Annotated in this window: 25 protein-coding genes and 1 tRNA gene; 15 read left to right on the top strand and 11 right to left on the bottom strand. The window is 67.6% G+C overall.

Annotated features, from left to right (window positions below):
- The first annotated feature begins 66 nt into the window (after positions 1-66).
- Positions 67-816 (top strand): Bax inhibitor-1/YccA family protein, encoded by a 750-nt coding sequence (locus ACWPV3_RS02825; RefSeq protein ID WP_453976757.1) that lies wholly within the window; start codon positions 67-69, stop codon positions 814-816.
- A 265-nt stretch (positions 817-1,081) separates the two neighbouring features.
- On the top strand, positions 1,082-1,741 hold the full coding sequence (locus ACWPV3_RS02820; protein WP_453976756.1) for a hypothetical protein: 660 nt from the start codon (positions 1,082-1,084) through the stop codon (positions 1,739-1,741).
- Between the two features lies 1 nt (position 1,742).
- Here the strand turns inward: ACWPV3_RS02820 and ACWPV3_RS02815 are convergent, their stop codons facing one another.
- Positions 1,743-2,078 carry a DUF2794 domain-containing protein gene (locus ACWPV3_RS02815; protein WP_312733769.1) on the bottom strand — a complete coding sequence of 112 codons (336 nt, stop codon included), beginning with the start codon at positions 2,076-2,078 and terminating at the stop codon, positions 1,743-1,745.
- A gap of 287 nt (positions 2,079-2,365) precedes the next feature.
- Positions 2,366-3,742, bottom strand: a complete 1,377-nt coding sequence (locus tag ACWPV3_RS02810; RefSeq protein WP_453976755.1) for a trypsin-like peptidase domain-containing protein — start codon at positions 3,740-3,742, stop codon at positions 2,366-2,368.
- Between the two features lie 139 nt (positions 3,743-3,881).
- Between ACWPV3_RS02810 and ACWPV3_RS02805 the strand changes: the two genes are divergently transcribed.
- The 4 genes from ACWPV3_RS02805 to ACWPV3_RS02790 all read left to right on the top strand — a co-directional run bounded on the left by ACWPV3_RS02805 (position 3,882) and on the right by ACWPV3_RS02790 (position 6,831).
- Positions 3,882-4,181 (top strand): DUF6356 family protein, encoded by a 300-nt coding sequence (locus ACWPV3_RS02805; protein ID WP_453976754.1) that lies wholly within the window; start codon positions 3,882-3,884, stop codon positions 4,179-4,181.
- A gap of 82 nt (positions 4,182-4,263) precedes the next feature.
- Positions 4,264-5,424 (top strand): 23S rRNA (adenine(2503)-C(2))-methyltransferase RlmN, encoded by a 1,161-nt coding sequence (gene rlmN, locus ACWPV3_RS02800; protein ID WP_453976753.1) that lies wholly within the window; start codon positions 4,264-4,266, stop codon positions 5,422-5,424.
- 128 nt (positions 5,425-5,552) lie between these two features.
- On the top strand, positions 5,553-5,993 hold the full coding sequence (locus ACWPV3_RS02795; protein ID WP_453976752.1) for a DUF350 domain-containing protein: 441 nt from the start codon (positions 5,553-5,555) through the stop codon (positions 5,991-5,993).
- Between the two features lie 7 nt (positions 5,994-6,000).
- Entirely contained in the window at positions 6,001-6,831 is an 831-nt protein-coding gene (locus ACWPV3_RS02790) for a S1 family peptidase (protein ID WP_453976751.1), read from the top strand.
- A gap of 347 nt (positions 6,832-7,178) precedes the next feature.
- On the opposite strand, the gene ACWPV3_RS02785 is transcribed toward ACWPV3_RS02790, so the two are convergent.
- Both ACWPV3_RS02785 and ACWPV3_RS02780 read right to left on the bottom strand, forming a co-directional pair.
- The gene (locus tag ACWPV3_RS02785; RefSeq protein WP_453976750.1) at positions 7,179-10,049 is read right to left on the bottom strand and encodes a M16 family metallopeptidase; all 2,871 of its coding nucleotides are present in this window, start codon (positions 10,047-10,049) and stop codon (positions 7,179-7,181) included.
- A gap of 93 nt (positions 10,050-10,142) precedes the next feature.
- Positions 10,143-11,012, bottom strand: coding sequence for an isoaspartyl peptidase/L-asparaginase family protein (locus ACWPV3_RS02780; protein WP_453976749.1), 870 nt, complete (start codon positions 11,010-11,012; stop codon positions 10,143-10,145).
- Between the two features lie 144 nt (positions 11,013-11,156).
- Between ACWPV3_RS02780 and ACWPV3_RS02775 the strand changes: the two genes are divergently transcribed.
- Complete coding sequence (locus ACWPV3_RS02775; protein ID WP_453976748.1) at positions 11,157-12,158, top strand: NADPH:quinone oxidoreductase family protein; 1,002 nt, start codon at positions 11,157-11,159, stop codon at positions 12,156-12,158.
- Between the two features lie 4 nt (positions 12,159-12,162).
- Here ACWPV3_RS02775 and ACWPV3_RS02770 read toward each other — a convergent pair whose 3' ends face one another.
- Both ACWPV3_RS02770 and ACWPV3_RS02765 read right to left on the bottom strand, forming a co-directional pair.
- Positions 12,163-13,347 (bottom strand): S41 family peptidase, encoded by a 1,185-nt coding sequence (locus ACWPV3_RS02770; RefSeq protein WP_453976746.1) that lies wholly within the window; start codon positions 13,345-13,347, stop codon positions 12,163-12,165.
- Between the two features lie 57 nt (positions 13,348-13,404).
- Positions 13,405-13,803 (bottom strand): YkvA family protein, encoded by a 399-nt coding sequence (locus ACWPV3_RS02765; protein WP_292088398.1) that lies wholly within the window; start codon positions 13,801-13,803, stop codon positions 13,405-13,407.
- A gap of 55 nt (positions 13,804-13,858) precedes the next feature.
- On the opposite strand from ACWPV3_RS02765, the gene ACWPV3_RS02760 reads away from it, so the two are divergent.
- The 7 genes from ACWPV3_RS02760 (at position 13,859) to ACWPV3_RS02730 (ending at position 19,814) form a co-directional block, all read left to right on the top strand.
- On the top strand, positions 13,859-14,641 hold the full coding sequence (locus tag ACWPV3_RS02760; protein ID WP_453976745.1) for an SDR family NAD(P)-dependent oxidoreductase: 783 nt from the start codon (positions 13,859-13,861) through the stop codon (positions 14,639-14,641).
- A 120-nt stretch (positions 14,642-14,761) separates the two neighbouring features.
- A tRNA-Gly gene (locus ACWPV3_RS02755) sits at positions 14,762-14,836 on the top strand.
- Positions 14,837-15,240: 404 nt separating this feature from the next.
- On the top strand, positions 15,241-15,936 hold the full coding sequence (locus tag ACWPV3_RS02750; RefSeq protein WP_236261165.1) for a methyltransferase family protein: 696 nt from the start codon (positions 15,241-15,243) through the stop codon (positions 15,934-15,936).
- Between the two features lie 72 nt (positions 15,937-16,008).
- Positions 16,009-16,308: a hypothetical protein gene (locus ACWPV3_RS02745; RefSeq protein ID WP_201098243.1), complete on the top strand. Its 300-nt coding sequence runs from the start codon at positions 16,009-16,011 to the stop codon at positions 16,306-16,308.
- A gap of 152 nt (positions 16,309-16,460) precedes the next feature.
- Complete coding sequence (locus ACWPV3_RS02740; protein ID WP_453976744.1) at positions 16,461-17,228, top strand: P-type ATPase; 768 nt, start codon at positions 16,461-16,463, stop codon at positions 17,226-17,228.
- Positions 17,120-19,009: a cation-translocating P-type ATPase gene (locus ACWPV3_RS02735; protein ID WP_453978491.1), complete on the top strand. Its 1,890-nt coding sequence runs from the start codon at positions 17,120-17,122 to the stop codon at positions 19,007-19,009. Before ACWPV3_RS02740 ends, ACWPV3_RS02735 begins: the two co-directional genes overlap by 109 nt.
- Positions 19,010-19,103: 94 nt before the next feature.
- Positions 19,104-19,814 (top strand): cytochrome b/b6 domain-containing protein, encoded by a 711-nt coding sequence (locus tag ACWPV3_RS02730; RefSeq protein WP_453976743.1) that lies wholly within the window; start codon positions 19,104-19,106, stop codon positions 19,812-19,814.
- A 21-nt stretch (positions 19,815-19,835) separates the two neighbouring features.
- On the opposite strand, the gene ACWPV3_RS02725 is transcribed toward ACWPV3_RS02730, so the two are convergent.
- Genes ACWPV3_RS02725 through ACWPV3_RS02705 form a run of 5 tightly spaced genes read right to left on the bottom strand, consistent with a single transcriptional unit; the run spans position 19,836 to position 23,139 of the window.
- Positions 19,836-20,537: a VIT1/CCC1 transporter family protein gene (locus ACWPV3_RS02725; RefSeq protein ID WP_201098238.1), complete on the bottom strand. Its 702-nt coding sequence runs from the start codon at positions 20,535-20,537 to the stop codon at positions 19,836-19,838.
- Entirely contained in the window at positions 20,534-21,562 is a 1,029-nt protein-coding gene (locus ACWPV3_RS02720; RefSeq protein ID WP_453976742.1) for a sensor histidine kinase, read from the bottom strand. The genes ACWPV3_RS02725 and ACWPV3_RS02720 overlap by 4 nt, the downstream gene beginning before the upstream one ends.
- Entirely contained in the window at positions 21,559-22,236 is a 678-nt protein-coding gene (locus ACWPV3_RS02715; protein ID WP_236261163.1) for a response regulator transcription factor, read from the bottom strand. Before ACWPV3_RS02715 ends, ACWPV3_RS02720 begins: the two co-directional genes overlap by 4 nt.
- Positions 22,217-22,831 (bottom strand): cytochrome b/b6 domain-containing protein, encoded by a 615-nt coding sequence (locus tag ACWPV3_RS02710; protein ID WP_307417609.1) that lies wholly within the window; start codon positions 22,829-22,831, stop codon positions 22,217-22,219. The genes ACWPV3_RS02715 and ACWPV3_RS02710 overlap by 20 nt, the downstream gene beginning before the upstream one ends.
- 5 nt (positions 22,832-22,836) lie before the next feature.
- Positions 22,837-23,139: a PepSY domain-containing protein gene (locus ACWPV3_RS02705; protein WP_236261161.1), complete on the bottom strand. Its 303-nt coding sequence runs from the start codon at positions 23,137-23,139 to the stop codon at positions 22,837-22,839.
- A gap of 210 nt (positions 23,140-23,349) precedes the next feature.
- Here ACWPV3_RS02705 and ACWPV3_RS02700 point away from each other — a divergent pair, with 210 nt between their 5' ends.
- Entirely contained in the window at positions 23,350-23,814 is a 465-nt protein-coding gene (locus ACWPV3_RS02700; RefSeq protein WP_201098234.1) for a rubrerythrin family protein, read from the top strand.
- The last annotated feature ends 314 nt before the right edge of the window (positions 23,815-24,128 follow it).

Here is a 24,128-nt window from a genome sequence, read left to right as displayed (position 1 = left end):
GGCTCACGATATTCGAGGCCGATGACCGGAGACGCCTCTCCGGCCAATGGGAGAAAGTTCGTCGCCATGAGCGATTTCAACAACGGCTACGCCCGTCCGCTGCCGCAGACGGCCGACATGTCGGTCGACGCCGGCCTGCGCGCCTTCATGCTGGGCGTCTACAACAAGCTGGCCCTGGGTCTGGTGGTCGCCGGCGCCCTGGCCTACGTCACCGGCAATGTGCTTGCGGTGCAGCAACTGCTGTTCGCCCAGACGGCGGACGGCCGCGTCGGCCTGACCGTGCTGGGCATGATCGTCCAGTTCTCGCCGCTGGTCCTGCTGTTCGGCTCTATGTTCTTCATGAAGAACCCGACGGCCAAGGGCGTGAACCTGCTCTACTGGGCCGTGGTCGCCACCATCGGCGCGGGTCTGGGCGTGCTGTTCCTGCGCTATACAGGCGGTTCGCTGGCCACCACCTTCCTGGTGACGGCGGCAGCCTTCGGCGGGCTCAGCCTGGTGGGTTACACCACCAAGAAGGACCTGACGGGCATGGGCACCTTCCTGATCATGGGGGTGATCGGCCTGATCATCGCCTCGATCGTCAACATGTTCATGCAGTCTGGGGTCTTTTACCTGATCATCTCCGGCCTGGGCGTGCTGATCTTCTCAGGCCTGATCGCCTATGACACCCAGCGTCTGAAGATGACCTACTACGCCTTGGGCGGCGACCAGAACGCCATGGGCGTGGCCACCGGCTTCGGCGCGCTGAGCCTGTTCATCAAATTCGTGAACCTGTTCCAATTCCTGCTGGCCTTCATGGGCGGCAACCGGAACTAAGCACGGTCCTAAAGACAGACGCGGAAAGGGTCCCTTCAGGGGCCCTTTCTTTTGGGTGAGGGTTATGCGGCGCGAGGGTTGTGTGCCACTCTCGCCAAATGTCTTGAGGGGAGTTTGCGGAATGATCCGTCGCACATTCGCATGGCTGTTCGCCGTATCGTTTCTGTGGACCGCATCGGCCGTGGCGCAGGAACGCCCCGCTCAGGTCCAGGCCTTCTCGATTTCTGAAACAGGGCGTCTAGGGACGGCGATATGGCGTCAGGATGTGGCCGCGGCCCGCGCCACCGACGCCCTTCTGGCGGCCTCGGGCAGCCAGCCGCCGCAGGGTCTGATCGGTTGGATCGTCATCCCCGAGGGGGACGGCCAGCGCGTCCGCTTCCTGTCCGGCGAAATCTCGGCGCCGCAAGCCTTCAAGGACGTGGTGATCGATTCCCAGCTCAAGGCCGGCCCTGTCATCGACGTCGCGGAACCTGCACTGTCGGTGGATGAAATCGCGCAGTTCGCGGCGCGCAACACCGCCGCCCAGGCCATCGGCCCGCTGCGTTGCGCGGCGCGATACAACGCGGTGATGCTCAAGGATCCCGAAGGATCGGGATGGCTGGTGTGGCTGCTGGCGTCCACCACCCAGGCGAACGTCGTGCCGATGGGCGGACACTATCGATTCCATATCAGCGCGGACGGCCAAACGGTCGAAAAGCGCGAGCAGCTGTCCGGCGGCTGTCTCGACATGGACCGTAGTCAGGCGCAGCGGGGCGGGCAGACGGTGGGCCTGGTGACAAACATCGTCGTCGCACCTCAGCCGTTGGAGGTTCACGTCTACCTGTCCCTGCTTAACCGGCTGCCCATCTATGCGATGGCGGGCGACAAGATTTGGGAAGTGCAAGGCGCACGCATCCGCGAAGTGACGCCGTCCGCGCGTCGCTGACCTAATCCACCACCTGAAACCTTCGCCCGTCGAACACCCGAAGCACCTGGGCCAGGTCGCGACCGCGACGCAGGATCTGGCCGCCTTCGCCGATGACGGCCCACTGGCCCTGACGGTTTTGCAGCGCCGGGCGCTTTTCGATACGATAGGCCGGGGCGTCGCCCGACCGGCGGAAGACGGCGAATTCGGCGAAGTCCCTGTGCCCGACCACGGCGTAATCGCGCCATTCGCCTTGGGCGACCATGCGGCCATAGACGCGAAGCACGGCGTCCAGTTCGCGTCGGTCGAAGAAGACGGGGCCGGCTTGCGGCGCCGCGTCGTGCGGGGTCGTGCTCATGGCTTCAACTTAGGCGACGGCGTCGCCGGCGCCAGGGCCTGCGAAAAAGCGTCCGGAACACCAAATGGCCTCGATTCCGTCCTTCGCCCGCCCGCTTGGGCGGTGAAACAGGGATCATCGGCTCGTCGGAGTTCGGAAGCGTCCGGAACCTGAACAGCCCCCCCAGCCCCCCTGGATGTTTCCAGTAAAAGGGCTCCGGCGGCCGATGCTTCCTCCAAGCGAGCGCCCGCCCTGCCGTTCCCCTCCCCCTCCAAGGCAAGGCGGGCGTTTCGCTGTCTGGAGGTCGGCTAGAACGCCGAGGGCGGCTGCAGCGTCAGCTTCTGGGGCTCGCCATTGCGCATCACCGTCAGATCGACCGCGCCGGTCCCCGCCCGCAGGGCCGCGACCACGGCGGCGGCGTCCGTCGTCGTCCGGCCGTCCACGGCGGTGATCAGGTCGCCGGCCGTCAGTCCCGCCTGGGCCGCGGGCGATCCTGCCTCTACGGCCGTCAACTGCACCGCGCCGTCCTGGTCGCGCAGGGTCGCGCCATAGGCGACGGCGGCCGAGGCCCCGAGGATGATCGGTTGGGTCTGGGGCGTCTCCACCGCCAGGGCGGTCGTCCGCTCGCGCCCGTCGCGCAGATAGATCAGGTCCAGGGTCGAACCGGGGGCGGCGATGCCGACCGTGGCGTTGATGGCGCCGGCGTTGGCCACGGGACGGCCCTGGATGCGGGTGATGACGTCGTCGAGGCGCAGGCCGGCCCGCTCGGCCGGAGAGCCGGGCGCCACGTCCGCGACCACGGCGCCGCGCACGATGCCCAGGCCCAGTTCGCGCGCCCGCTTGGCGCTGAGCGAACCGAAGACGGCGCCGGTCTCGCCGCGCTTGACCTCGCCGTATTTGCGGATCTGGTCGGCGACATAGAGCATGATGCGGGTCGGCACCGCGAAGGCGATGCCGTCGTTGCCGCCGCCCATGCCGCCCGACAGGATGGAGGTGTTGATGCCGATCAGCCGGCCCCGGCTGTCCAGCAGCGGCCCGCCGGAGTTGCCCGAGTTCACGGCCGCGTCTGTCTGGATGTAGTCCTCGACCGCATCGCCCAGGCCCGAACGGTTCAGGCCCGAGACGACGCCCATGGTCAGGGTCTGGTCCAGACCCAGCGGATAGCCGACGGCGAAGGCCAGGTCGCCGGTGCGCAGGGTGTCCGAATCCACCGTCTGCACCTGTTTCAGGTTCAGGGGACGCCCGTCCGGCGTGATCTTCAGCACGGCGATGTCGGTGGCCTTGTCCGCGCCGATCAGGGTGGCGTTGAACAGGCGGCCGTCGGTCAGGTCGATGGTGAACTTGCGCCCGCCCTCGACCACGTGATTGTTGGTGATCAGTATGCCCTGCGCCGCATCGACGATGACGCCCGAGCCCGAGGCGTAGGGCTTGGGGTCGGCGGCGTCGGAACTGGGGCCGCGCGACTGGCCCAGGGTCGTGACCTGGACCACCGCCGGCAAGGAGCCTTCCAGATCGGGGGCGAAGCTGAACACGCCGCGCCGCGCGTCATAGGGCAGGGCGTTGGCGAGCGGACCGCTGCGAGTGGCGGCGGGGGCCAGGGCCAGGGCCGCTTGCGGGGCCGCCGTCGCGCCGAAGACGGCGAAGGCGACGGCGAGGGACGACACGGCCTTGAGGCGGATTGGCATGGGCGGTTCCTTGATCGAACCGCGAGCCTAGCGCGGGAACGGGCGTCTGACGATGGGGTGATTTCGGGGATTGGTCCTTGCGAAAAGGCCGCCCGCGCGAGACCATGGGGTCAGGTCATTCTGTTTCGGAGCCCCTCGCATGAGCCAGACGACGATGGACAGCGCGCGCGCCCGCTCCTCGGCCTTCGACCGGCTGTTTCGCGATCACCCGCGCGAGGTGAACGAGACCTATCTGCAGCATATGGCCGCCTCCTCGGCGTTCGGGTTCAAGCTGATGGGCCTGGCCTGCGCCGCCTTCGCCCATGCCGTCGTCCCGGGCGTGCACAGGGCCACCGTCTCGACCGCGATCCGCGGCATGGCCAAGGAGATGGGCGGCCGCGCCGAGGAGGCCCGCGAGAGCCGGATGCGCGACGCGGGGGTCTGGGACGTCGGCCTCTGACAGAGGGCTGAAACGGCCCGGTCATGCAATTGCCGGGGTTTGTGCTATAGCAGGCGGCTAAACCTCATCCAGGATCGCCGCCTTGAGCATCACGCTCGACCTTTCGCGCGTCTCGACCGCGCCGGCTGAAAAGCCTCCCGTCAACCTCAGCGGCCTGACGCGCGCGGGGCTGCGTCAGGCCCTGATCGACGCCGACGTCTGCCCGCCCGAAAAGGCGAAGATGCGCGCCAGCCAGATCTGGGGCTGGATCCATCACTATGGCGTCACCGAGTTCTCGGCCATGAGCAATGTCGCCAAGGAGATGCAGGCCAAGCTGGCCGAGCATTTCACCCTGGCCCGCCCCGAGATCGTCGAGCGCCAGGTGTCCAAGGACGGCACCCGCAAATGGCTGATCCGCACCGCGCCGGGCATCGAGATCGAGACCGTCTATATCCCCGACGTGGGCCGGGCCGGCGCCCTGTGCGTGTCCAGCCAGGTCGGCTGCACCCTGAACTGCACCTTCTGCCACACCGGCACGCAGAAGCTGGTCCGCAACCTGACCGCCGCCGAGATCGTGGCCCAGGTCCAGGTGGCGCGCGACGACCTGGAGGAATGGCCGTCGCCCAAGGAAGACCGCCGCCTGTCCAACATCGTCTTCATGGGCATGGGCGAGCCGCTCTACAATCTGGACCATGTCGCCGACGCCATCGACATCATCTCGGACAATGAGGGCATCGCCCTGTCGCGCCGCCGGATCACGGTCTCGACCTCGGGCGTCGTGCCGCAGCTTCAGGCGCTGGGCGACCGCACGGCGGCCATGCTGGCCATCAGCCTGCACGCCACCAACGACCCGCTGCGCGACGTGCTGGTGCCGCTGAACAAGAAATATCCGCTGGACCAGCTGATGGCCGCGATCCGCGCCTATCCCGGCCTGTCGAACGCGCGGCGGGTGACGTTCGAATACGTCATGCTGAAGGGCGTCAACGACAGTCCGGAAGAGGCCCGCGCCCTGCTGAAACTGATCGAGGGCATTCCGGCCAAGATCAATCTGATCCCGTTCAACCCCTGGCCGGGCGTCGATTACGAATGCTCGGACTGGAAGACGATCGAACGGTTCGCCGCCATCCTGAACAAGGCCGGATACGCCAGCCCCATCCGCACCCCCCGCGGCCGCGACATCCTCGCCGCCTGCGGACAGCTGAAGTCGGAGAGCGAGAAGGTGCGGGCGAGCGCGCTCAGGAAGGCCGAGCAGGCGGCGGCGTGAGCCGGTTTGACCTGCCCGCCCGGGCGCACAAGAACGCTGCTGACGACAACCCCCTGTAATCTTTCGTCACAAGGTGTGGCCGTGGCGCGCTTGCGGATTGGGGCGACAATCGGGCAAGGCGTTGGCTCATGGACCCGTCCCTGTCCAATGTTCTGTCGAGCGCCGAGATGCAGGCTTTCGCCTCGGGCTTTCCGGTCATGGTCACGCACCTGATCGTGACCCTGCTGCTGCTGGCGGCGGGGGCGGCGGTCTATGTGCTGATGACGCCCTGGAAAGAGATCAGCCTGATCCGCGAGGGCAATCCGGCCGCCGCCATCGGCTTCGCCGCCGTATTGGTCGGCCTGGCCATTCCGCTGGCGGTGTCGCTGTCGGTGTCGACGACGGTGCGCGACATCGCCATCTGGGGGGTGGCGACCCTGGCGCTGCAGCTTCTGGTGTTCCGGATCGTGGACCTGATCCTGACCGGCCTGCCGCAGCGCATCCAGAACGGCGAGGTCTCGGCGGCGGTGGTGCTGGCGGGGGCCAAGCTGGCGACGGCGCTGATCTTGTCCGCCGCCCTCACAGGCTGAGCGGGCCGTGCGTTTGCCCCGCCTGCCGGACTGGGCCGTCTATGCGGCGGTGGCGGGCGTGCTGTTGGCCGTGTCTCTGAGCCGGCGCGAGCACGCCGACGCGCCGCCGGCCGCCGCCGTGCCGCCCGACGCCGTCGAAGGCGCCCTTCTGGGCCCGATCACCCCGTTCGACGCCGCCGCCACCGTGGAGGCGCCAGACGCCTTTCGCCCGTCGTCGGGGACGGCCTTCTCCATCGCCGGGCGTGGACGCTGGGTCACGGCGCGCCATGTGGTCGAAGGCTGCAGAAAGCCCGCCCTGGTGATCGGCGGCGGGCGGGCGGTGGCGGCGGACGTGCGGCTGGCGTCGCGGGCGGATGTCGCCCTGCTGATCACCGACGGCGGGCCGCCCGCCCTGCCGGTGGCCGCCGACGCGCCGCTTCGCAAGGGGCAGCGCGCCTTCCACCCCGGCTTTCCGCAAGGCGCGCCGGGCGAGGTGACGACCCGGCTGCTGGGGCGCGAGACGTTGAAGGTGTTCGGGCGTGGCGCCCACGAAGAGCCGGTGCTGGCCTGGGCCGAGGTCGGGCGCACCGACGGCCTGGTCGGCGCCCTGTCGGGTCTGTCCGGCGCCCCGGCGCTGGACGGCCAGGGGCGGGTGCTGGGGGTCACGATCGCCGAGGCGCCGCGCCGGGGACGCATTTACACGACGGCGCCGGAATCCTTCGGTCCCGCCATTCGTGGCGAACAGGGTCCCGACGAGGCGGCGCAAGGCCAGCCGATGACCGTTGAAACCTACGGCCGGGCTTCCGACGCCCTGAGGCGGGATCTGCGCGTGGCCCAGGTGGTCTGCCTTTCGGCTTGAAGGAAGTCGGGCGGTCTGAAAAAACAGTCCGAACAGTCCGAACAGTCCGAACAGTCCGAACAGTCCGAACAGTCCGAACAGTCCGAACAGTCCGAATCCTAGGCAAGAGATATTGGCGCAGGGAAAGGCGTCCCGTCTGAAATCCGGGATCTTCATGACCGATGCGCCGATGTCAAAGACCGGCGCCGATCATACGCCCGTTTCACACCGTGCCGGGACGATTGCGACGACGCGGATTCAGGTCATTGAAAAACCGGGTCTTCGTCGCTCGACCTCGGCGAGAGGAGACTGGCGAGCGCGCGGGCCTCTCTCTCCCGGCTGAGGGGAAGGAGAGGCCGCGGGCGTCCCTATTTCAGCGCGCCGGAGCCGAGGTTCAGGTCCTCCAGCTGGATGACCTCCAGGTTCGGATGTTTGGCGCGCAGGTCGTCCAGGAACAGGGAGCCGTCGCCGACGATGACCAGGCTGGCCTGGTTGACCGGCAGGTGGCGGGCGAAGGCGGTTTCGATCTGTTCCGGCGTGACGGCGCGCACCCGGCCGGCGTAGTCGGCGAGATCGCTCATCGGCAGGTCGTAGAGCGCCAGGTTGGCGACCAGCGATCCCAGGCCGTCCACCGTCTCCAGCGAATCGCCGAAGCCGCCGATCAGAACCGCGCGGCGCGGGGCCAGGTCGGCCTGGGTCGCGGGCTCGGACCCCAGGCGGGCGATCTCGGCCAGGATCAGGTCGGCGACCTCGTCGGCGGTCTCGTTCTTGGTCTGGGTCGAGGCGGTGAAGACGCCCGCGCCTGCGCGCGCGCCCAGCGACGAACCGGCGCCGTAGGACAGGCCGCGCTTGATGCGGATTTCCTGGTTCAGGCGCGACGAGAAGCCGCCGCCCAGCAAGGTGTTGCCGACCAGGAGCGGGAAGTAGTCGGCGTCGGTGCGCGGCACGCCGCGGATGGCGGCGACGACGGCGGCCTGGCCAGCGCCCGGCTGGTTGACGACCACGATGCGCGGCGCCTGGGCCTGGCCGGCCGGATCGGCCACAGCGGCGGGGGCGGCGCCGGACGCGCGCCAGTCGCCGAAGGTCCGCTGCGCCAGGGCGCGGGCGGCGTCGGGCGTGATGTCGCCCGAGAAGACCAGGGTCGCGTCCGACGGGCGATAGCGGGCGGCATGGAAGGCGGCGACGTCGGCCGGGGTGATCGTCGGCACCGTCTGCAGCGTGCCCGAACCCGGCGAGCCGTAGGGCGCGTCGCCATAGATCACGCGGCCGACCGTCTGGCCGGCGATGGCGCCCGGCTGGCTGAGGGCGACGCGCAGGCCGTCCAGCGTCTGGGCCTGCTGGCGTTCCAGTTCCTCGGCGGCGAAGGCCGGATGCTTCACCAGATCGGCCATCAGGGCGACCGTGTGCGGGAAGGCGTTGGCGGGCGCGTTGGCGTAGACGTTGGCGAAGTCGACCCCGGCGCCGGCGCCGACGGCGGCGCCCAGCTGTTCGATCTGGGTGGCGATCTCGGGCGCGGACCGGGTGGTCGTGCCCTGGGTCAGCAGGGCGGCGGTCAGGGCGGCGACGCCGGCCTTGCCCGGCGGATCGTTCGCCGACCCGGCCTTCAGGTTCAGGCGGGCCGAGACGAGGGGCAGGCCCCGGGTCGGGGCGACCAGGACGCGCAGGCCGTTGTCCAGGCGGAAGTCGGCGACGACCGGGGTGGCCGGGGCCACGTCGGGGCCGGCCTGGGGCAGGGCGGCGCGCTGACCTTCCGGCAGCAGGGCGACGGGTTCGCCGGCAGGGGCCAGATCGGCGACCTTGACCGGGGCGTCGACGTTCATCTTCTGAACCGAGGGCGGATGCGCGGCGTCGGCGGCCAGATAGGTGATCGTCGACTGGCGCTGAGGCGTCAGATATTTGCGCGCCACGCGCTGGACGTCGGCGACGGTGACGGCCTGGATCTGGGCCACCGCCTGGTCGGCGGCCGCGGCCCCGCCGGTGTTGATCAGCGAGAAACCCAGGGCCTGGGCGCGGTCTTCCACGGTCTCGCGGCTGCGCAGGGCGCTGGCGACCAGTTCGTTCTGGGCCTCGGCCAGTTCGGCGGCGGTGATCGGCTGATCGCGCAGCCGGGCGATCTCCTCGTTCAGGGCCGCGATCCCCTCGTCGGCGTCGTGACCGTCGGCCATGATGGCGTAGGCCGTCAGATTTCCGGCCTGCTGGGCGAAATCGGGGCTGGAGCCGATGCTGTTGGCGATCTGCTTGTCATAGACCAGGGCGCGATACAGACGGCTGCTCTCGCCGGTCGACAGGACGCCGTCCAAAACCTCCAGCGCGGCGCGGTCGGCGTCGGCGTATTTGACCGTGGGCCAGGCGACCACCACCGCCGGCAAGGGCACGTTCGGAGCATAGAAGGTGACGGACTTGGGCCCCGTCGGTTCGGGCTCGACCACCGCATTGGCCGGGATGGGCGTCGACGGGTTCTTCAGCGGCGCGAAATACTGATCGACCCACTGGTCCAACTGGGCCTGGTCGAAATTGCCGGCGACGATCAGATAGGCGTTGTCGGGGCGATAGTAGGTGGCGTGGAAGCGGCGCACGTCGTCCAGCGACGAGGCCTCCAGTTCCTGGATCGAGCCGATGCCGGGACGGCGATAGGGACTGTCCTGATAGATGGTCTCGGGCACGAACAGGCCGAACAGGCGGCCGTAGGGGCTGGCCAGGATGCGCTGGCGGTATTCCTCCTTCACCACGTCCCGTTCCGATATGAAGGTCGGCTCGTCCACGACCAGCGAGCCCATACGGTCGGCCTCGGCGAACAGCAGACGCTGCAGGTGGTTGGCGGGAATGGTCTCGTGATAGGCGGTGACGTCGTCGGCGGTGAAGGCGTTGTTGCCGCCGCCCACGTCCTCGGTCAGCCGGTCGAAGCTCTCGGACGGCAGGTTGCGCGTCGCCTTGAACATCAGGTGTTCGAACAGGTGGGCGAAGCCGGAGCGGCCGGACGGATCGTCCTTGGACCCCACCTTGTACCAGACCTGGACCGTGACGTTGGAGGTGTTGGCGTCGCGCGCCGAATAGACCTCCAGGCCGTTCGGCAACACGCGCCGGGTGAAGCCCAGCGGCGGGACCGTCACGCCCTGGGCGGCTTGAACGGCGGGGGCCGGCGCGGCGGCGACATCGAAGGCGCGGGCGGCGAAGGCGGGCGCGGCGAGGCCCAGCAGGATCGCCGAGGCGGCGACGGTGGCGGTGAGGCGGAATTTCATCAGGGATCTCCGGCGCCCGAGGCGAGGGCGCCGCACCGTATCAGCGATACGCGCCGGCGCACCTTACGGAGATGTAATGTGGGGGTGGTTCAGTCAGTCGCGGAAAACCTCGACCCCGATCTCGCCTTCTGGTGTCAGCCAGGCGTGCTTCATGCCCTGGCTGTTGAAGGGGGCGGCGAGGTTTCCGGCCGCGTCGAGCGCGATCAGGCCGCCGTCGCCGCCCAGGGCGCTGATCTCGTCGATCACGGCCTGGGCGGCCTGGGCCAGGGGCTGGCCGGCGGCGACGCGCCAGGCGACCTGGGCGGCGGCGGCGACGCGGATGAAATATTCACCCTGGCCGGTGCAGGAGGCGGCTGCGGAGCCGTCGGCCCACGTCCCGGCGGCGGGGATGGGGGTGTCGCCGACCCGGCCCGGCATCTTGCCGAACACCCCTGCGGTCGAGGTGGCGGCGGCCAGGCGGCCCTGGCTGTCCAGCACGCAGCAGCCGACGGTGCCGTGGCTGAGGGTTCCGGGCGGATGGTTGTCCTCGCCCTGGCCGGCGCCGGTGTACCAGGCGGTCTCGTCCGCGATGGGCTCCAGCCCCTGGTCGTGGGCGAACAGACCCGCGCCTTCGCCGACCAGCATGACGTGCGGGGTGCGTTCCATCACTGCGCGTGCGGCGACGACGGGGTTGCGAAAGCCCTGCAACGCGGCGACGGAACCGGCGCGGCGGCTCGCGCCGTCCATCAGGCTGGCGTCCAGCTCATAGGCCCCGGCCAGATTGGGCGAGGCGCCCTTGCCGGCGACATAGAGGCCCGAATCCTCCAGCATGACGACCGCGGCGACAGCGACATCCAGGGCGCTGTCGCCCGCGTCCAGCCGGACCTTCATGGCCTCGACCACCTCGCGCATATGCACGACCTCGGCGTCGTAGTTGCGTTCGCGCCGGGCGCCGGCGCCGCCGTGGAGGATGAGGGCGGTCATGGGATTGTCCTGAACCTTATTTCGGTCGCCTCTTTCAAACGGGCGTGGCGCTCTTTAGCGTCGCGATGAAGGCCGCGCCATGTCGGTCCAGGGAAAACGGCCTCAAGCAGCGCGAAGCGCGATAGGCCAAGAAAGGAAATCTTGATGCGTGCTATTCTTTCGAAAGCCCCTGGCGGCCCTGAAACCCTGGTCGTGGAAGACGTGCTCGACCCGACGCCCAAGCCGGGCGAGGTGATCATTGAGGTCAAGGCGGTGGGGATCAACTATCCCGACACATTGATCATAGAGGACAAATACCAGTTCCGGCCCGAACGGCCCTTCTCGCCGGGCGCCGAGGTCGCGGGCGTGGTCGAGGCGGTGGGCGAGGGCGTCAAGGGCGTGCGCAAGGGCGACCGGGTCATCGCCGTGCCGGGCTGGGGCGGGCTGGTCGAACGGCTGGCGGTGCGGGCCGAGACGGTCATCCCCATTCCCGACGCCATGAGCTTCGAAGAGGCGGCGGCCCTGGTGATGACCTATGGCACCAGCTACTACGCGCTGAAGGACCGGGCGCAGCTGAAGGCCGGCGAGACCCTGCTGGTTCTGGGCGCGGCCGGGGGCGTGGGCGCCGCAGCGGTCGAACTGGGCAAGGCGATGGGCGCACGCGTGGTCGCCGCCGCCTCGACCAACGACAAGGTGCAGTTCGCCCTGGACCTGGGGGCCGACAACGGCCTGATCTATCCGTCCGGCCCGATGGACAAGGCCGCGCAGAAGGAATTGTCGAGCGAGTTCAAGCTGGCGACGGGTCGCGACGGGGCCGACGTGGTCTATGACGCGGTGGGCGGCGACTACGCCGATCCGGCGCTGCGGGCCATGGACTGGAACGGGCGCTACCTGGTGGTCGGCTTCCCGGCGGGCATTCCGTCCCTGCCGCTGAACCTGACGTTGCTGAAGTCGGTGTCGGTGATCGGCGTCTTCTGGGGCGCGGCGGTGATGCGCGATCCCAGGGCCCACGTCGCCAACATGGCCGAACTGATGCAGATGTACGCCGACGGCAAGATCAGGCCGCGCGTGTCGAAGACCTTCCCGCTGGAAAAAGCCGGCGAGGCGATCAAGGCTCTGGGCGACCGTCAGGCCCTGGGCAAGATCGTGGTGACGGTCGAGAGCTGAAGGATCAGGCCGACGGGCAGCGGAAGTCCTCGCGCGGAACGCCCGATACCGACGACAGGCGCTCTGCGGGCAGCTTGATCGTCAGGCCGGAGTGCTCCAGGCGGAAGTCGTAAATGGCCCCCAAGAGGCCAGCCATCGGGCAGCCCGTGACCCGCGCGCCCTGGGCGTCCAGACCCAGGGCCAGGCCCTCGCCCATGCTGCCGGTCCAGCGGCCGACCTTGACCCGAACCGCGCCGGAATGATGGCGGCCGGCGCGCGGCAGCACTTCTTCGATCCACTGGCGCGGCACGCCGGTCTCGCGCTCCTCGGACATCAGGCGGTGCACCTGATAGGGACGGGCTTCGCTCACGAACCAGCCCATGACCGCGCGTGCGACGACCGTGTTGCCGCCGCTGGGGGTGTCGGTCAGATCCAGGATGATCGTCTCGTTGCGGCGGGCCTGGGTCATGGCGGCGTCGAAGGCCGCGATGGTGCGGTCGTCGCCCAGGGAATCGTTGAAGGCGATCGTCAGGCCGTCCCGTCCGCGCGTGGTCGTGATCGGCCCGGCGCCGGGGCGCGGGGCCGCATAAAGGTTCGACAGCTCCAACTCCCGCGGCGGACCGTCGCCGCGCTGGAGCGTCAGGCGACGCGGGCGGTCGCGGCGTCCGGCCGCCAGAACGCGCACGGCGTAGCCGGCGTCGCCGCCCGACTCCAGGCCCAGATCGCGCCAATAGGCGGCGACGGCCTCGGCCGTCGGGACGCCGTCGATCCGGATCAGCCGGTCGCCCACCGTTACTCCGGCGGCCTGGGCCGGGGATCGGTCGCGCACGGCTGTGATGCGATAGAGGCCGCCCTCGGGTTCGATCCACAGGTCGGCGTAGCTCGGGACGATGGCCCAGCTGTCGGAGAACGAACTGCCAGTGATGACATGTGCGTCCGCCAGCAGCGCCAGCCGCCGCTCGGCGTAGCGCAGCAGGGTGGCGCTGTCGTGAACCGCATCGGCTTCGGCGCGCAGACGCTCGGTCATGGGCGCCTGGCCAGACGGGAAGCGGTCCAGATAGGCGTAGTTCTCCGCGATCAGCCCGTCGATGGACCGGGCGTCGCTTCGATAGTCTTCGGCCGTCGGCCCGGTCATCTGGGCGGCGGCCGAAATCGGCAAGCCGAGGACGAGGACGGCGCAGAGCGGCGCCACGCGGTTCAGAATGGACATGGTCCCGAGGCTGGAGCCCGTCCGACTTCGAGACAACTGAATAATCGGTAAGCTAGGCTATTTCGCCTTCAGCCGCTGAACCGCTTCTTCGGCCTGGTCGCGGTGGCGGCGTTTGATGTTGGCGCCCAGCGTGGCCAGAAGGGCGGCGATGACGGCGGCGTCGTCGGTGTAGCCGATGCCCGCGAAGATGTCGGGAATGGCGTCCACCGGCATGACGAAATAGGCCAGGCCCGCGAAGATCATGCCCTTGGCCGCCATCGGCGTCTGCGGATCGCGCGCGGCGTACCAGGCGGCCAGGGCCTGGTCCGCGAAGGGGATGCGTGCGGCCGTGCGCTGGATCTTGGGCCAGAAACCCTTGGTCACGCGCATCTCGTTGATCTTCACGACCGAGGGGACCAGCGCCTTTTTCGGGTCCAGGGCGTCGGACGGATCGGCGGGTTTGGCTTTGGCGGTCATGGCCGCTAAATCCTCAAACGAAACTCAGGTTCAACACAATATAGGAACGATCAGGATGAAACTCGACAGCAGCATCGCCGCGGTGGTCACGGGCGGCGCCTCGGGCCTGGGCGAGGGCACGGCCCGCGCCATCGCCGCCACCGGCGCCAAGGTCGCCCTGTTCGACCTGAACGCCGAAAAGGGCGAGGCCATTGCGGCCGAGATCGGCGGCGTCTTCTGCCAGGTCGACGTGACCGACGACGCCTCGGTCGCCTCAGCCTTCGAAAAGGCCCGGGCGGCACACGGCCAGGAGCGGCTGACCGTCAACTGCGCCGGCATCGCCACCGGCATGAAGACCGTCTCGCGCAAGAAGGACACCGGCGAGATCAAGGCCCACGACATGGCCCAGTTCGAGCGCACGGTGCGGGTCAATCTGTTCGGCACCTTCCGCGTCCTGTCGCAGTCGGCGGCGGGCATGGTGACGCTGGAGCCCATGGCGGACGGCGAGCGCGGCCTGATCGTCAACACCGCCTCGGTGGCGGCGCAGGACGGCCAGATCGGCCAGGCGGCGTATTCGGCGTCCAAGGGCGGGGTGTACGCCATGACCCTGCCCATCGCGCGCGATCTGGCTCAGGAAGGGGTGCGCTGCAACACCATCCTGCCCGGCATCATGTGGACGCCGATGATGGCCGGGATGGATCAGAAGATTCAGGACGCCCTGGCCGCCGCCATCCCCTTCCCCAGCCGCCTGGGCACGCCCGCCGACTATGCGTCGCTGGTGCTGGAGCTGGCGCGCAACGTCTATATCAACGGCGAATGCATCCGCCTGGACGGCGCCATCCGACTGGCGCCGCGCTGAGGCGCAGGGGGCGTGGGCAGGGCTTGGTCGCTTTTTGCAAAATTCACTCTTGCAGGACCGATCAACCCTCCGCTATACGCCCCCTCCTCGACGGGGCGCGCACGTAGCGCCTTACGGATTGCGGGCGTAGCTCAGGGGTAGAGCACAACCTTGCCAAGGTTGGGGTCGAGAGTTCGAATCTCTTCGCCCGCTCCAGTCGAGATTGCTAAGGCAATCAAGAGGTTAGGCAGGGGCGGTCCTTCGGGATCGCCCCCCTCCTTTTTTCCCGCCGCTACCACCCCGCTACCAAAAACTTTTCGGGCGTCTAGCGCTGGCTTGCTACTATCGGGTGAACTTCCATGAAATCCGCTGGACTCTGCTGAAAAAGCGAGCCGCCGTGTCCGCGAACGGTGGGTGGTGAACAAAATCGTGAGCACACTTGAAGTGGCAGCGCTCAATGCGCTTTTCAGAACCGCGCCACCCAGCACGTTCACATCGGTTGTCTTGCGCTTCACGCAATGTCGTATGCACACAGCCGATCGGTTCTGAAGGCCGAACCCCACACATTGCCGGACCAAGCGGGCGGACATATTTGACGAGTATGGCCATGCTATAGGCCAATGATCGACGATGCGCGCCATCGACTAAAGGGCTTCCGCCTTCAGGCGCGCGACGATCCTCATCTGGACGGCAGGCCTATGCCGGACGCGCAATCGCTTCACACCCTTCAACTGATCCGCAAGGGCGTACTTGCGGTCGGCATCCTGGCGGTTGTCATCCTGGCGGTCTTCACGGGGGAAAGGCTCTGGTCAGATGCGGTGCATGCGGGCTTTCGGGCCGCCGGCCTCGTGATGATCGGGATCGCCATCGTTGGACGGGCCTGGTGCTCGCTCTATATCGGAGGCCGCAAGGCCGCCGAGATAGTGGATCGCGGCCCTTATTCCGTAACCCGCAACCCTCTCTATCTGTTCAGCTTCATCGCGGCGCTCGGTATGGGTCTTCAGACCGGCAGTCTGGTTCTGGCGGGGCTGTTCGTGCTTGTGGCTGTAGGTGTCTTCTTCGCCACGGTGAAGCGTGAGGAGGCCTGGCTTCAGGCCCGCTTCGGCGAAGCCTACAGTGAGTATCGGCGTCGCACGCCCCGGTTCTGGCCGCGGCTCTCGGCCTGGCGAGACCTTGAGACGCTTCAGATCCGACCAGACCGGTTCGTGATGACCCTGAAGGACGGTTCGGTCTTTCTTCTGGCCGTACCGATTTTCGCCTTCGTGGCCTGGCTGCAGTCGAAGGGCTGGGTGAATGCCGTCATCACGCTGCCCTGAGCCAATGACACCGGTACCGGCAACCACAAACGGGCGGCCTCCAAGCCTGGCTGTTCACCGCGAGAGTCCGGCATGAGCACCTACACCGTGTTTCCATTCAAGTCGTCCGGCGTTGCGCCGAGCGTCTACTGGATCGAACAGGGCGACGATGTCCTGGCGGCGGCTGAGGGCCTGAGGCTGCTGGCCGACCACCAAAGCGCCGTCCGCGTGACGGTCTGGCGAGGGGAGGCCCTGGTCTTCAGTGGTCCCTCCGCCGAATGCGCCGCGTGGCTCTCGAGCGAGCCTCAACGCCGCTCAGACTGTCCGGCGATCTCCCACCCGGACCAACTCTGCAGCACAGACTGCGGACGACTGCGCCTCGATGTTGGCTGACGTCTGTCTTGGACAAGACGTCAACGGTTCGGGGGCTGCTGCCCCGGTTGCCTCTTCTCCGTCAGCGCCCCGGGACCTTCGCCAGCCTCTGGTCGTCGTCACCCAGACCTTGACCTGAATCAAGGTGTCGTCGCGCACCCGACCTAAGGTGCGTGTGGCTCGATCGGGGCTGCGACGGGTTTGATGATGTGGACGTGACATGGCCCGGCCTCGATCAGGATGAGGCCGACCGACGGCTCCTGTCCGCAGGTCCGAACATCCCTTCTCCTGTGCGCGCCCGCAGCCTGGGCAGGATTCTGCTTTCGACCCTGCAAGAACCGATGTTCCTGCTGCTGGTCGTTGCGGCCGGGCTGTATCTGTTTCTGGGCAGCCTCGCCGAGGGTCTCTTTCTGACCCTTGCCGCGGTCGGGACGATCAGTCTGGTCGTAGTGCAGCAAGCGCGGAGCGAAAGCGCTATGAAGGCGCTGCGCGACCTGTCCGAACCGACCGCCAGGGTCATGAGATCCGGTGTCGCGTGCACGCTCGCCATCGACCGGCTGGTTCAGGGCGACATCCTGCTGGTGAGCGAGGGCCAACGCCTGCCCGTCGACGGTCGCCTGGTCGATGGCGACGTGCTGAGCGTGGATGAGTCGACCCTGTCGGGAGAGTCCGCCCCGGTCATCAAGACCGTGCGCCAGGCGATCTCGGATCCGGACGGCGCCGGCGACGCCGTGTTTTCCGGCACGCTCGTCGTGTCCGGCCAGGGCGTGGTCGAAGTGCTGGAGACCGGGCCGCGGACGAGATTGGGTCAGATCGGAACCTCGCTGCCGCCATTGCGCCTGACCGGACGCGACTGGAGAGGTCGACTGGACGCCTGGTCGCCCTGTTCGGCTTTCTGGCGGTTGTGCTCAGCGCCACGGTCGTCCTGGCCTACGGGCTGATGCGGGGCGACTGGATCGAAGCACTTCTCGCAGGCATCACCGTCGCCATCTCGCTCATTCCCGAGGAGTTTCCGACCGTCCTTGCCGTGTTCATCGCGCTGGGCGCCTGGCGTCTGGCGCGCCATCAGGTTCTGGTGCGGCGCGGCGCGGTGATCGAGACCCTGGGATCCGCCACCCTTCTGTGCGTCGACAAGACCGGCACCCTGACCGAGAACCGGATGTCGGTGGCCGAGGTCTGGGTCGAAGGAAAGAGTGTCGACGCTTCGGCGGGGCCTTTGCCGCCTGATGCCGGTCTGGTCCTAGATGCCGCTGCATTGGCAAGCGCGTTGCAACCGACCGACCCGATGGACCGCGCCATTCGCGAGCGGTCGCCATCGACGGGCGGCGGGACCGTGACCCGGGCCTGGCCGCTCGAAGCTAAGCGGATGGCTGTGATCCAGACATGGCGGCTTGCTGACGGCAAATCGGCCGCCGCGGCGAAGGGGGCGCCCGAGGCGATCTTCAGCCTGTGCAAGGCGTCGGAGAAGACCCTGGCGCCGGCAAGAGAGGCTCTGGATGCGATGGCGGCCAGAGGGCTCCGCGTCCTGGCTGTTGCAACGGTCCGTCAGGTCGATGCTGGATTCACCGATCCGGATCAGGCCCCCTTCATCTTCAGCGGACTGATCGGCTTTCTCGATCCGGTGCGAGAGGATGTGCCGGGAGCCTTGCAGGAGGCGCGTCGCGCCGGAATCAGTGTGGCGATGATCACGGGCGACTACCCCGCTACCGCGCTCGAGATCGCGCGACAGGCCGGCGTCGATGTGGACCCTGGCGTGATGACGGGAGACGAGATCGCGGCTTTGTCCGCCGAACTTTCGGAACGCATCCGCACGGTCCGGGTCTTCGCCCGCATCCAGCCTCAGCAGAAGCTGGCGCTGGTCCAGGCCTTCAAGGCGAATGGCGAGATCGTCGCCATGACGGGAGACGGGGTCAACGACGCGCCTGCGCTCCAGGCGGCCGATATCGGGATCGCCATGGGAAAGCGGGGGACGGACGTCGCGCGCGAGGCGGCCGACATCGTGCTGATGGACGACAGTTTCGGCGCCATCGTCGGCGGGGTCCGCCTGGGCCGCCGGATCTTCGCCAATCTTCGTAAGGCGCTGACGTTCATCGTCGCCGTTCATGTGCCGTTGGCCGGTCTTGCTCTGATCCCGATCCTGATGGGCGCGCCGCCCCTGCTTTTCCCGGCCCATGTCGTCTTTCTTCAGCTGATCATCAGTCCGGTCTGCTCCCTGGTCTTCGAGGCGGAGCCCAGCGAAGGCGACGCGATGACGAAGCCGCCCCGTTCCGATACAGCGTCGCTGTTTGGTCCGCGCCAGATCGCGTTCGGGGCCCTGCAGGGGGTGGTCATCCTGTCCGGGGTGCTCGGCTTCTATGTCTGGATGCTCGCTCAGGCGCCGGAAACGGAGGCTCGCGCCGCCGCCTTCATCGCCCTTGCGATCGCGAACATGGTGCTGGCTTTGACGGACTCGGCCACCTCGGGCGTGTCTCTGTTCGATCCACACCGCCGGATCTTCTGGCTGATTTGCGCCAGCGCGGTGATCGTTCTGGGGGGCTGCGTGTCCGTGCCGTTCGTCGAGGATCTGTTCCGCTTTGCCACGCCGTCTGGCGACGCTCTCCTCTTGGCCATTGCCGTTGCACTCGTCAGCGGAGGCTGGGCCGGCCCCTGGCGGTGGATCGTTCAGCGGGCGCAAGCCACGCCCGGCCCTCTGCGGGAAGCGGGGCCCGTCGTGGCCGGCTGATCCGTCCAGTCCTTGATCTGCCTGAACGACGGACCGCGCCGCGGTCAGGCTGACGTCAGGTTTTCCAACCAGCGTCCATTAAACGGAGGTTTCTATGACCAGCACGGCTCCGAAGGCGATCAGGATCATCAAGACCTGGGACTGGGGCGTCCGCCTGTTCCACTGGCTCCTCGTGGCCGCGATCGCGCTCGCCTTTCTGTCCTCAGAGGAGGGCAGCGCCCTGTCACCCTGGCACGGGTCAGCGAGCTGGGTGGCGGCGATCCTGATCGCCTTCCGGCTCCTCTGGGGCTTTGTGGGCGGGGAACACGCACGCTTCGCAAACCTGATCCGTCCGTCGCGGATGGCGGGCCATGTGAGAGGACTGTTCGCGGGGCGGGTTCATGCATCGCTGGGCCACAACCCGCTGGGCGGGATCGCTGTGATTGTGCTTCTGGCCCTCGTCGCCGCGACCACCTTCACCGGCATCACGGGCGGCGAGGGCGGGCATGAGGCCATCGCCTACATCCTTCTGGCTATGATCGCCCTGCACGTCGTCGCGGTGGTGGCCATGTCGTTCTTGACCCGGGACAACCTGATCGGCGCCATGATCACCGGCAGCAAGAAAACCACTCACTTTCCTAGTGCCTTGGATGCCACCCCGCCGGCGCGCTTGGCCGTTCCCCTCGCCGTTCTCGTCGTGGCGGGGTCCGCCTATGCCGCGACCCGCATCGACCAGCAGGCCTTCACACCGGGCGCGCATGGCGAAGCCGGCGAAGGCGGTGACGGCGGTGACGGCGGCGAAGCCGGGGAAGCGGACGAAGACTGAACCGGCTTGAGCACAGCCGGGCTAGATGACGGTCCCGAACAGGTGGCCGATGCCGGCGGTCAAACCCATGGCGAATGCCCCCCAGAAGGTGACGCGCACGATAGCCTTGGCGATACCGGCGCCGCCGACCCTGGCGCCGATACCGCCCAGCAGAGCCAGCCCGACGAGGGCTGAGCCCGACACCAGGGCGACGAGCAGCGATCCGGGGGCCACGACCACCATCGCCAGCGGCAGGACCGCTCCCACCGAGAAGGTTGCCGCCGAAGTCAGGGCGGCTTGGATCGGGCGCGCCGCCGTATGTTCCGATAACCCCAGTTCGTCCCGCGCGTGCGCCCCCAGCGCATCATGGACCATCAGCTGGCGCGCGACTTCCAACGACACATGCGCATCGACGCCCCGGCTGCGATAGATCGCGGCCAGTTCGCGGGTCTCGGCATCGGGGTCAGCATCGAGCTCGGCGCGTTCGCGTGCCAAATCGGCCGCCTCCGTATCGGCCTGCGAGCTGACCGAAACATATTCGCCCGCCGCCATGGACATGGCGCCGGCGACCAGGCCGGCAACGCCCGCGACGAGGATCCCGGTCTTGCTGGTCTGGGCGGCGGCGACGCCAACGATCAGACTGGCGGTCGACACCAGCCCATCGTTGGCCCCCAGAACAGCGGCTCGAAGCCAGCCGATCCGGGAGACCAGATGGCGTTCGGGATGGCGCTCAAGACGGCTCATGATTGGGTCTCGGTGGAATGGGCAAAGACGAGGATTAGTTCGGACCGATCCGGCCGGGTCTCGATCCATCCACCATGCGCCGCCATGATGCGCGAGACGATAGCCAATCCCAGACCCGCGCCGCTTGTGCTGGCGTGATCTCCACGGCGATAACGTTGGCTGAGGTCAGCAAGGCGCTCCGGCGTCAGTCCGCCCCCGCCGTCGCTCACCGAAAGCCGCGCGCCCGGGCCGGCCGTAACCGTCACCGTTCCGCTGGACGGCGTCACCCGCAGCCCGTTCTCGACCAGATTTCTAAGCGCGGCGCCGATGGCCTCTCGGCGACCTTTGACTAAGACGTCATCATTGAGTTCCAACGCCACCGACTTGTCGTCCGCGACGGCGAGAGGGGCATACTGCGAGACGATTTCCGTAGCGATTTCGGCCAGATCAACCGAAGTTGCCGACACAGGAGCCGCCGCCTGCGCGTCCAGCTGCGCCAGCACCAGAAGCTGATCGACCAGTCGCGACATCGCCGAAACATCCCGTTTCAACCGCTGGCCCTCGGGCGATTCGAGCCGATCCAGCTCGAGCGCGAGCACGGCCAGCGGCGTTCGCAGTTCATGGGCGACGTCGGCGGCAAAGGCTTCCTGACGGGTCGCGGCTTCATCGAGACGCGAGAGCATACCGTTGACGGCGTCGGCGAAGCCCGTCGCCTCGGCCGGAAAGTCATGCACATCGACCCGGAAACCCTTGTCGGCGGCCTGGGCGGCCTCAATCCGCGCGCCGGCAAGGCTCAGCGGCCGCAGGGATGACCGGATCACCCAAAGCGCAGCCAGGGTCATGGGCACGATCAAGACGAGCAGGGGCACCACGACATGGTCGGCGACCTCGTTCGCGATCCCCGCGAACTGGATCTCGGCCCGCCTCGCGCGAGACGACAGGCCGTACTCGACGCCGACAAACAGAAGCAGAATGAAGCCGCCGATGACGCTCATCAGCGCAAACCCGAGCATCAGGCGCTGGAAGATAGAGGGGGTGCGGGTCAAGCGACGGCGTCCCGCATCAGATAGCCCAGCCCACGGACGGTGTGCAGCATTCCTGTGCACCCCGCATCGTCGAGCTTGCGGCGCAGTCTGGAGACCGCCACCTCGACGGCATTGGGCGTGACCGGCTCGTTGAATGCATAGAGCGATTCCTCCAACGACCCCCGGGTCACGACCGAACCCGCCCGACGCATCAGCGTCTCCAGAAGGTCGCCTTCACGGCGGGAGAGTTCGATCGGCAGGTCACCGTGCGCGGCCTGGCGCGACGCGACGTTAAAGGCGAGCGCGCCGACGTGAAGCACCGGCGTCATCCGCTGACCGGGCCGCCGCAGGATCGCGCGACACCGCGCCGACAGCTCCGAAGCCTCGAATGGCTTGACCAGATAGTCGTCCGCGCCGGCGTCCAGCCCCGTAACCCGATCGTCGAGCCCCCCGCGCGCGGTCAGCACCAGAATGGGCGTCAGGTCGGTCGCGCGCCGCAGGGTCCTGACCCAGTCGAGCCCGTCGCCATCCGGCAGTCCGAGGTCGAGGAGGATCAGATCGTAGGTCGCGCTGGCGACCGCCTCCGCCGCGCCCTCGATGTCCTGACGCCAGTCCACGACGAAGCCGTCGCGGGCGAGCCCTTCGCTCAGGAGCTCGCCCAGCCGGACCGTGTCTTCAACGAGGAGGAGACGCATGATCGACATCCGTTCCGCTGGCGGCGCGTTTCCAGCCGGTCACCATCGACATGACCAGATTTTCGCGGTGACGCCAGCTTTCCACGAGGGCTGCGACGACATGCAGGATCGCAAGCGCCATGATGGTGTTGGCGGCGGTCTCGTGAGTGGCCTCAAGCCAGGGTGCTCCCCAGAAGGCATCGAGTCCCATCATCCAGCCGGTGACGCCGCAGGAGAGCGACAGGAGGATCAGAGCGATCATCATCAGGCCGCCTGCAGGATTGTGACCGATGTAGCGCGGCTCACGCCGCTGGATCATGGCCGTCAGGTAGCCGGCGAGGCGACGGGGGCCGGCAATGAAGTCGGAGAACCGCGCATGCTGCGGACCGACAAAACCCCAGACCAGCCGGATCGCGATCGCCGCGACGATCACATAGCCGACGTATCGGTGCACCGCCTTCAGCTCACGAAACACAGTCAGGTTGGCGACGATCCCTGTGACAAGGGTCCAGTGAAACAGTCGAACGACCGGATCCCAGACCTTGGTGCGCTTGGGTGTCTCCGCAGGGGATGGGGCGAGTGACCCATCCCCAAGAACCACGGTTGCCTTGGTCACTGCGCTCAATCCTCGTTGTTCTGGACCACGGCGCCAGTCACTGGGTTGAAATAGACCTCGGCGCGACGGCCATTGGCGGCGCGGGCATAGATCTCGTAGCAGCTGCCGCTGACCTGAAAGACGCGGATGTTGGTGTAGCCGAGTTGGGCCACACGAGCCCGCATCTGGGCCTCGGTCAGCCATTGGGCGCGGGGCGCGGTGGTGCAAACCGGGCCGGCCGAGACCGAGGTCGCAAAGCCGGTCATGGCCATGCCTACGGTAGCGGCGAGGGTCAGGGCGATGCCCGAAGGAATCAGGAACGTCTTCATGGGGAGCCTCGAGAAAGCTGGACTTGTCGCCGGACGACATCACCCGGTGACGCCAACCTGACGTCCGAAGCTGACGGCGACCTGACGGCTGGGGCGACATTCAGTCCGAACGTGAGCGGCCGGGTGATTTCATTTCGTCAGGCTCCGGTCAGCCTTCGGGGCGAGACAGCACCGGCGCATCGGGCGCATCCCAGACACCGGAGCCTTCCCATGACCCTCAAGATCTTTCTGACCACCGCCGTCGCCGTCGCCCTTTCGGCCGGAGCGGCATCCGCTCAGGACCTGAACCCGCAGACGCGGGCCAATCTGGAAGCCGCCATGCATGGCGAGGCCTTCGCCAACCTCAAGTATCTTCGCTACGCTGAGGTCGCCCGCGAGAGCGGCAATGCCGAACTGGCCCAACTGTTCGAAAGCTCCGCCAACGTCGAGGCCAACGAGCATTTTGCGCGCGAAGCCGACGCCCTGAAGCTGGACGGGACCAACGAGGCCAATCTGGTGGATGCGATGGCCGGGGAGCAGTACGAGAACGTCACCATGTATGTCGGGTTCGCAGATCAGGCCCAGGCAGCGGGCGATACGCGCGCTGCAGCGATGTTCCGGCAGATCGCCTCCGACGAAGGTGATCACTACGAACGCTATCGCGCCGCAGCTGAACGCCTCCGTCAGGCCCGCTAGACTGTATTGCGCTGCTCCCTTCGTCACGAGCGGACGAGGGGGGCACAGGCGTGGGTAGACCTGTGGCTGTATGACGTATTCCCGGTTTCTGCAGTCTTTGGTCTGGACGCCAGCGTCGGCCCGCCCATCCCACGGTCGTGAACGTCTGACGCCTTGTGGTCGGCCGGTCCTGCCGTACATCTCGAAGACCCTTAGGTCAGAAATGCTCACCGAGACCGAAGCCGTGGCGGACAACCGACCATAGCGCGTTCGCTTTGGTAGCGGATCCACTCCTCCATGTTTCCGCAATGAGCTGTCGTTTTATTGGTGATTAA

It is taken from the genome of Brevundimonas sp. Marseille-Q4549 (genome assembly GCF_976940555.1).
The sequence above is the reverse complement of the archived record's forward strand: the minus strand, read 5'-3'. Positions and strand labels throughout refer to the sequence as shown.

Excerpts from the sequence above, each read along its gene's own strand:
- ACWPV3_RS02775 (WP_453976748.1), top strand. The coding sequence starts at position 11,157 with ATGCGTGCTATTCTTTCGAAAGCCCCTGGCGGCCCTGAAACCCTGGTC.
- ACWPV3_RS02780 (WP_453976749.1), bottom strand. The coding sequence starts at position 11,012 with ATGACCGCCCTCATCCTCCACGGCGGCGCCGGCGCCCGGCGCGAACGC.
- ACWPV3_RS02825 (WP_453976757.1), top strand. The coding sequence starts at position 67 with ATGAGCGATTTCAACAACGGCTACGCCCGTCCGCTGCCGCAGACGGCC.
- ACWPV3_RS02770 (WP_453976746.1), bottom strand. The coding sequence starts at position 13,347 with ATGTCCATTCTGAACCGCGTGGCGCCGCTCTGCGCCGTCCTCGTCCTC.
- ACWPV3_RS02805 (WP_453976754.1), top strand. The coding sequence starts at position 3,882 with ATGAGCCAGACGACGATGGACAGCGCGCGCGCCCGCTCCTCGGCCTTC.
- ACWPV3_RS02815 (WP_312733769.1), bottom strand. The coding sequence starts at position 2,078 with ATGAGCACGACCCCGCACGACGCGGCGCCGCAAGCCGGCCCCGTCTTC.
- ACWPV3_RS02745 (WP_201098243.1), top strand. The coding sequence starts at position 16,009 with ATGAGCACCTACACCGTGTTTCCATTCAAGTCGTCCGGCGTTGCGCCG.
- ACWPV3_RS02730 (WP_453976743.1), top strand. The coding sequence starts at position 19,104 with ATGACCAGCACGGCTCCGAAGGCGATCAGGATCATCAAGACCTGGGAC.
- ACWPV3_RS02700 (WP_201098234.1), top strand. The coding sequence starts at position 23,350 with ATGACCCTCAAGATCTTTCTGACCACCGCCGTCGCCGTCGCCCTTTCG.
- ACWPV3_RS02705 (WP_236261161.1), bottom strand. The coding sequence starts at position 23,139 with ATGAAGACGTTCCTGATTCCTTCGGGCATCGCCCTGACCCTCGCCGCT.
- ACWPV3_RS02750 (WP_236261165.1), top strand. The coding sequence starts at position 15,241 with ATGATCGACGATGCGCGCCATCGACTAAAGGGCTTCCGCCTTCAGGCG.
- ACWPV3_RS02810 (WP_453976755.1), bottom strand. The coding sequence starts at position 3,742 with ATGCCAATCCGCCTCAAGGCCGTGTCGTCCCTCGCCGTCGCCTTCGCC.
- ACWPV3_RS02795 (WP_453976752.1), top strand. The coding sequence starts at position 5,553 with ATGGACCCGTCCCTGTCCAATGTTCTGTCGAGCGCCGAGATGCAGGCT.
- ACWPV3_RS02785 (WP_453976750.1), bottom strand. The coding sequence starts at position 10,049 with ATGAAATTCCGCCTCACCGCCACCGTCGCCGCCTCGGCGATCCTGCTG.
- ACWPV3_RS02760 (WP_453976745.1), top strand. The coding sequence starts at position 13,859 with ATGAAACTCGACAGCAGCATCGCCGCGGTGGTCACGGGCGGCGCCTCG.
- ACWPV3_RS02725 (WP_201098238.1), bottom strand. The coding sequence starts at position 20,537 with ATGAGCCGTCTTGAGCGCCATCCCGAACGCCATCTGGTCTCCCGGATC.
- ACWPV3_RS02765 (WP_292088398.1), bottom strand. The coding sequence starts at position 13,803 with ATGACCGCCAAAGCCAAACCCGCCGATCCGTCCGACGCCCTGGACCCG.
- ACWPV3_RS02715 (WP_236261163.1), bottom strand. The coding sequence starts at position 22,236 with ATGCGTCTCCTCCTCGTTGAAGACACGGTCCGGCTGGGCGAGCTCCTG.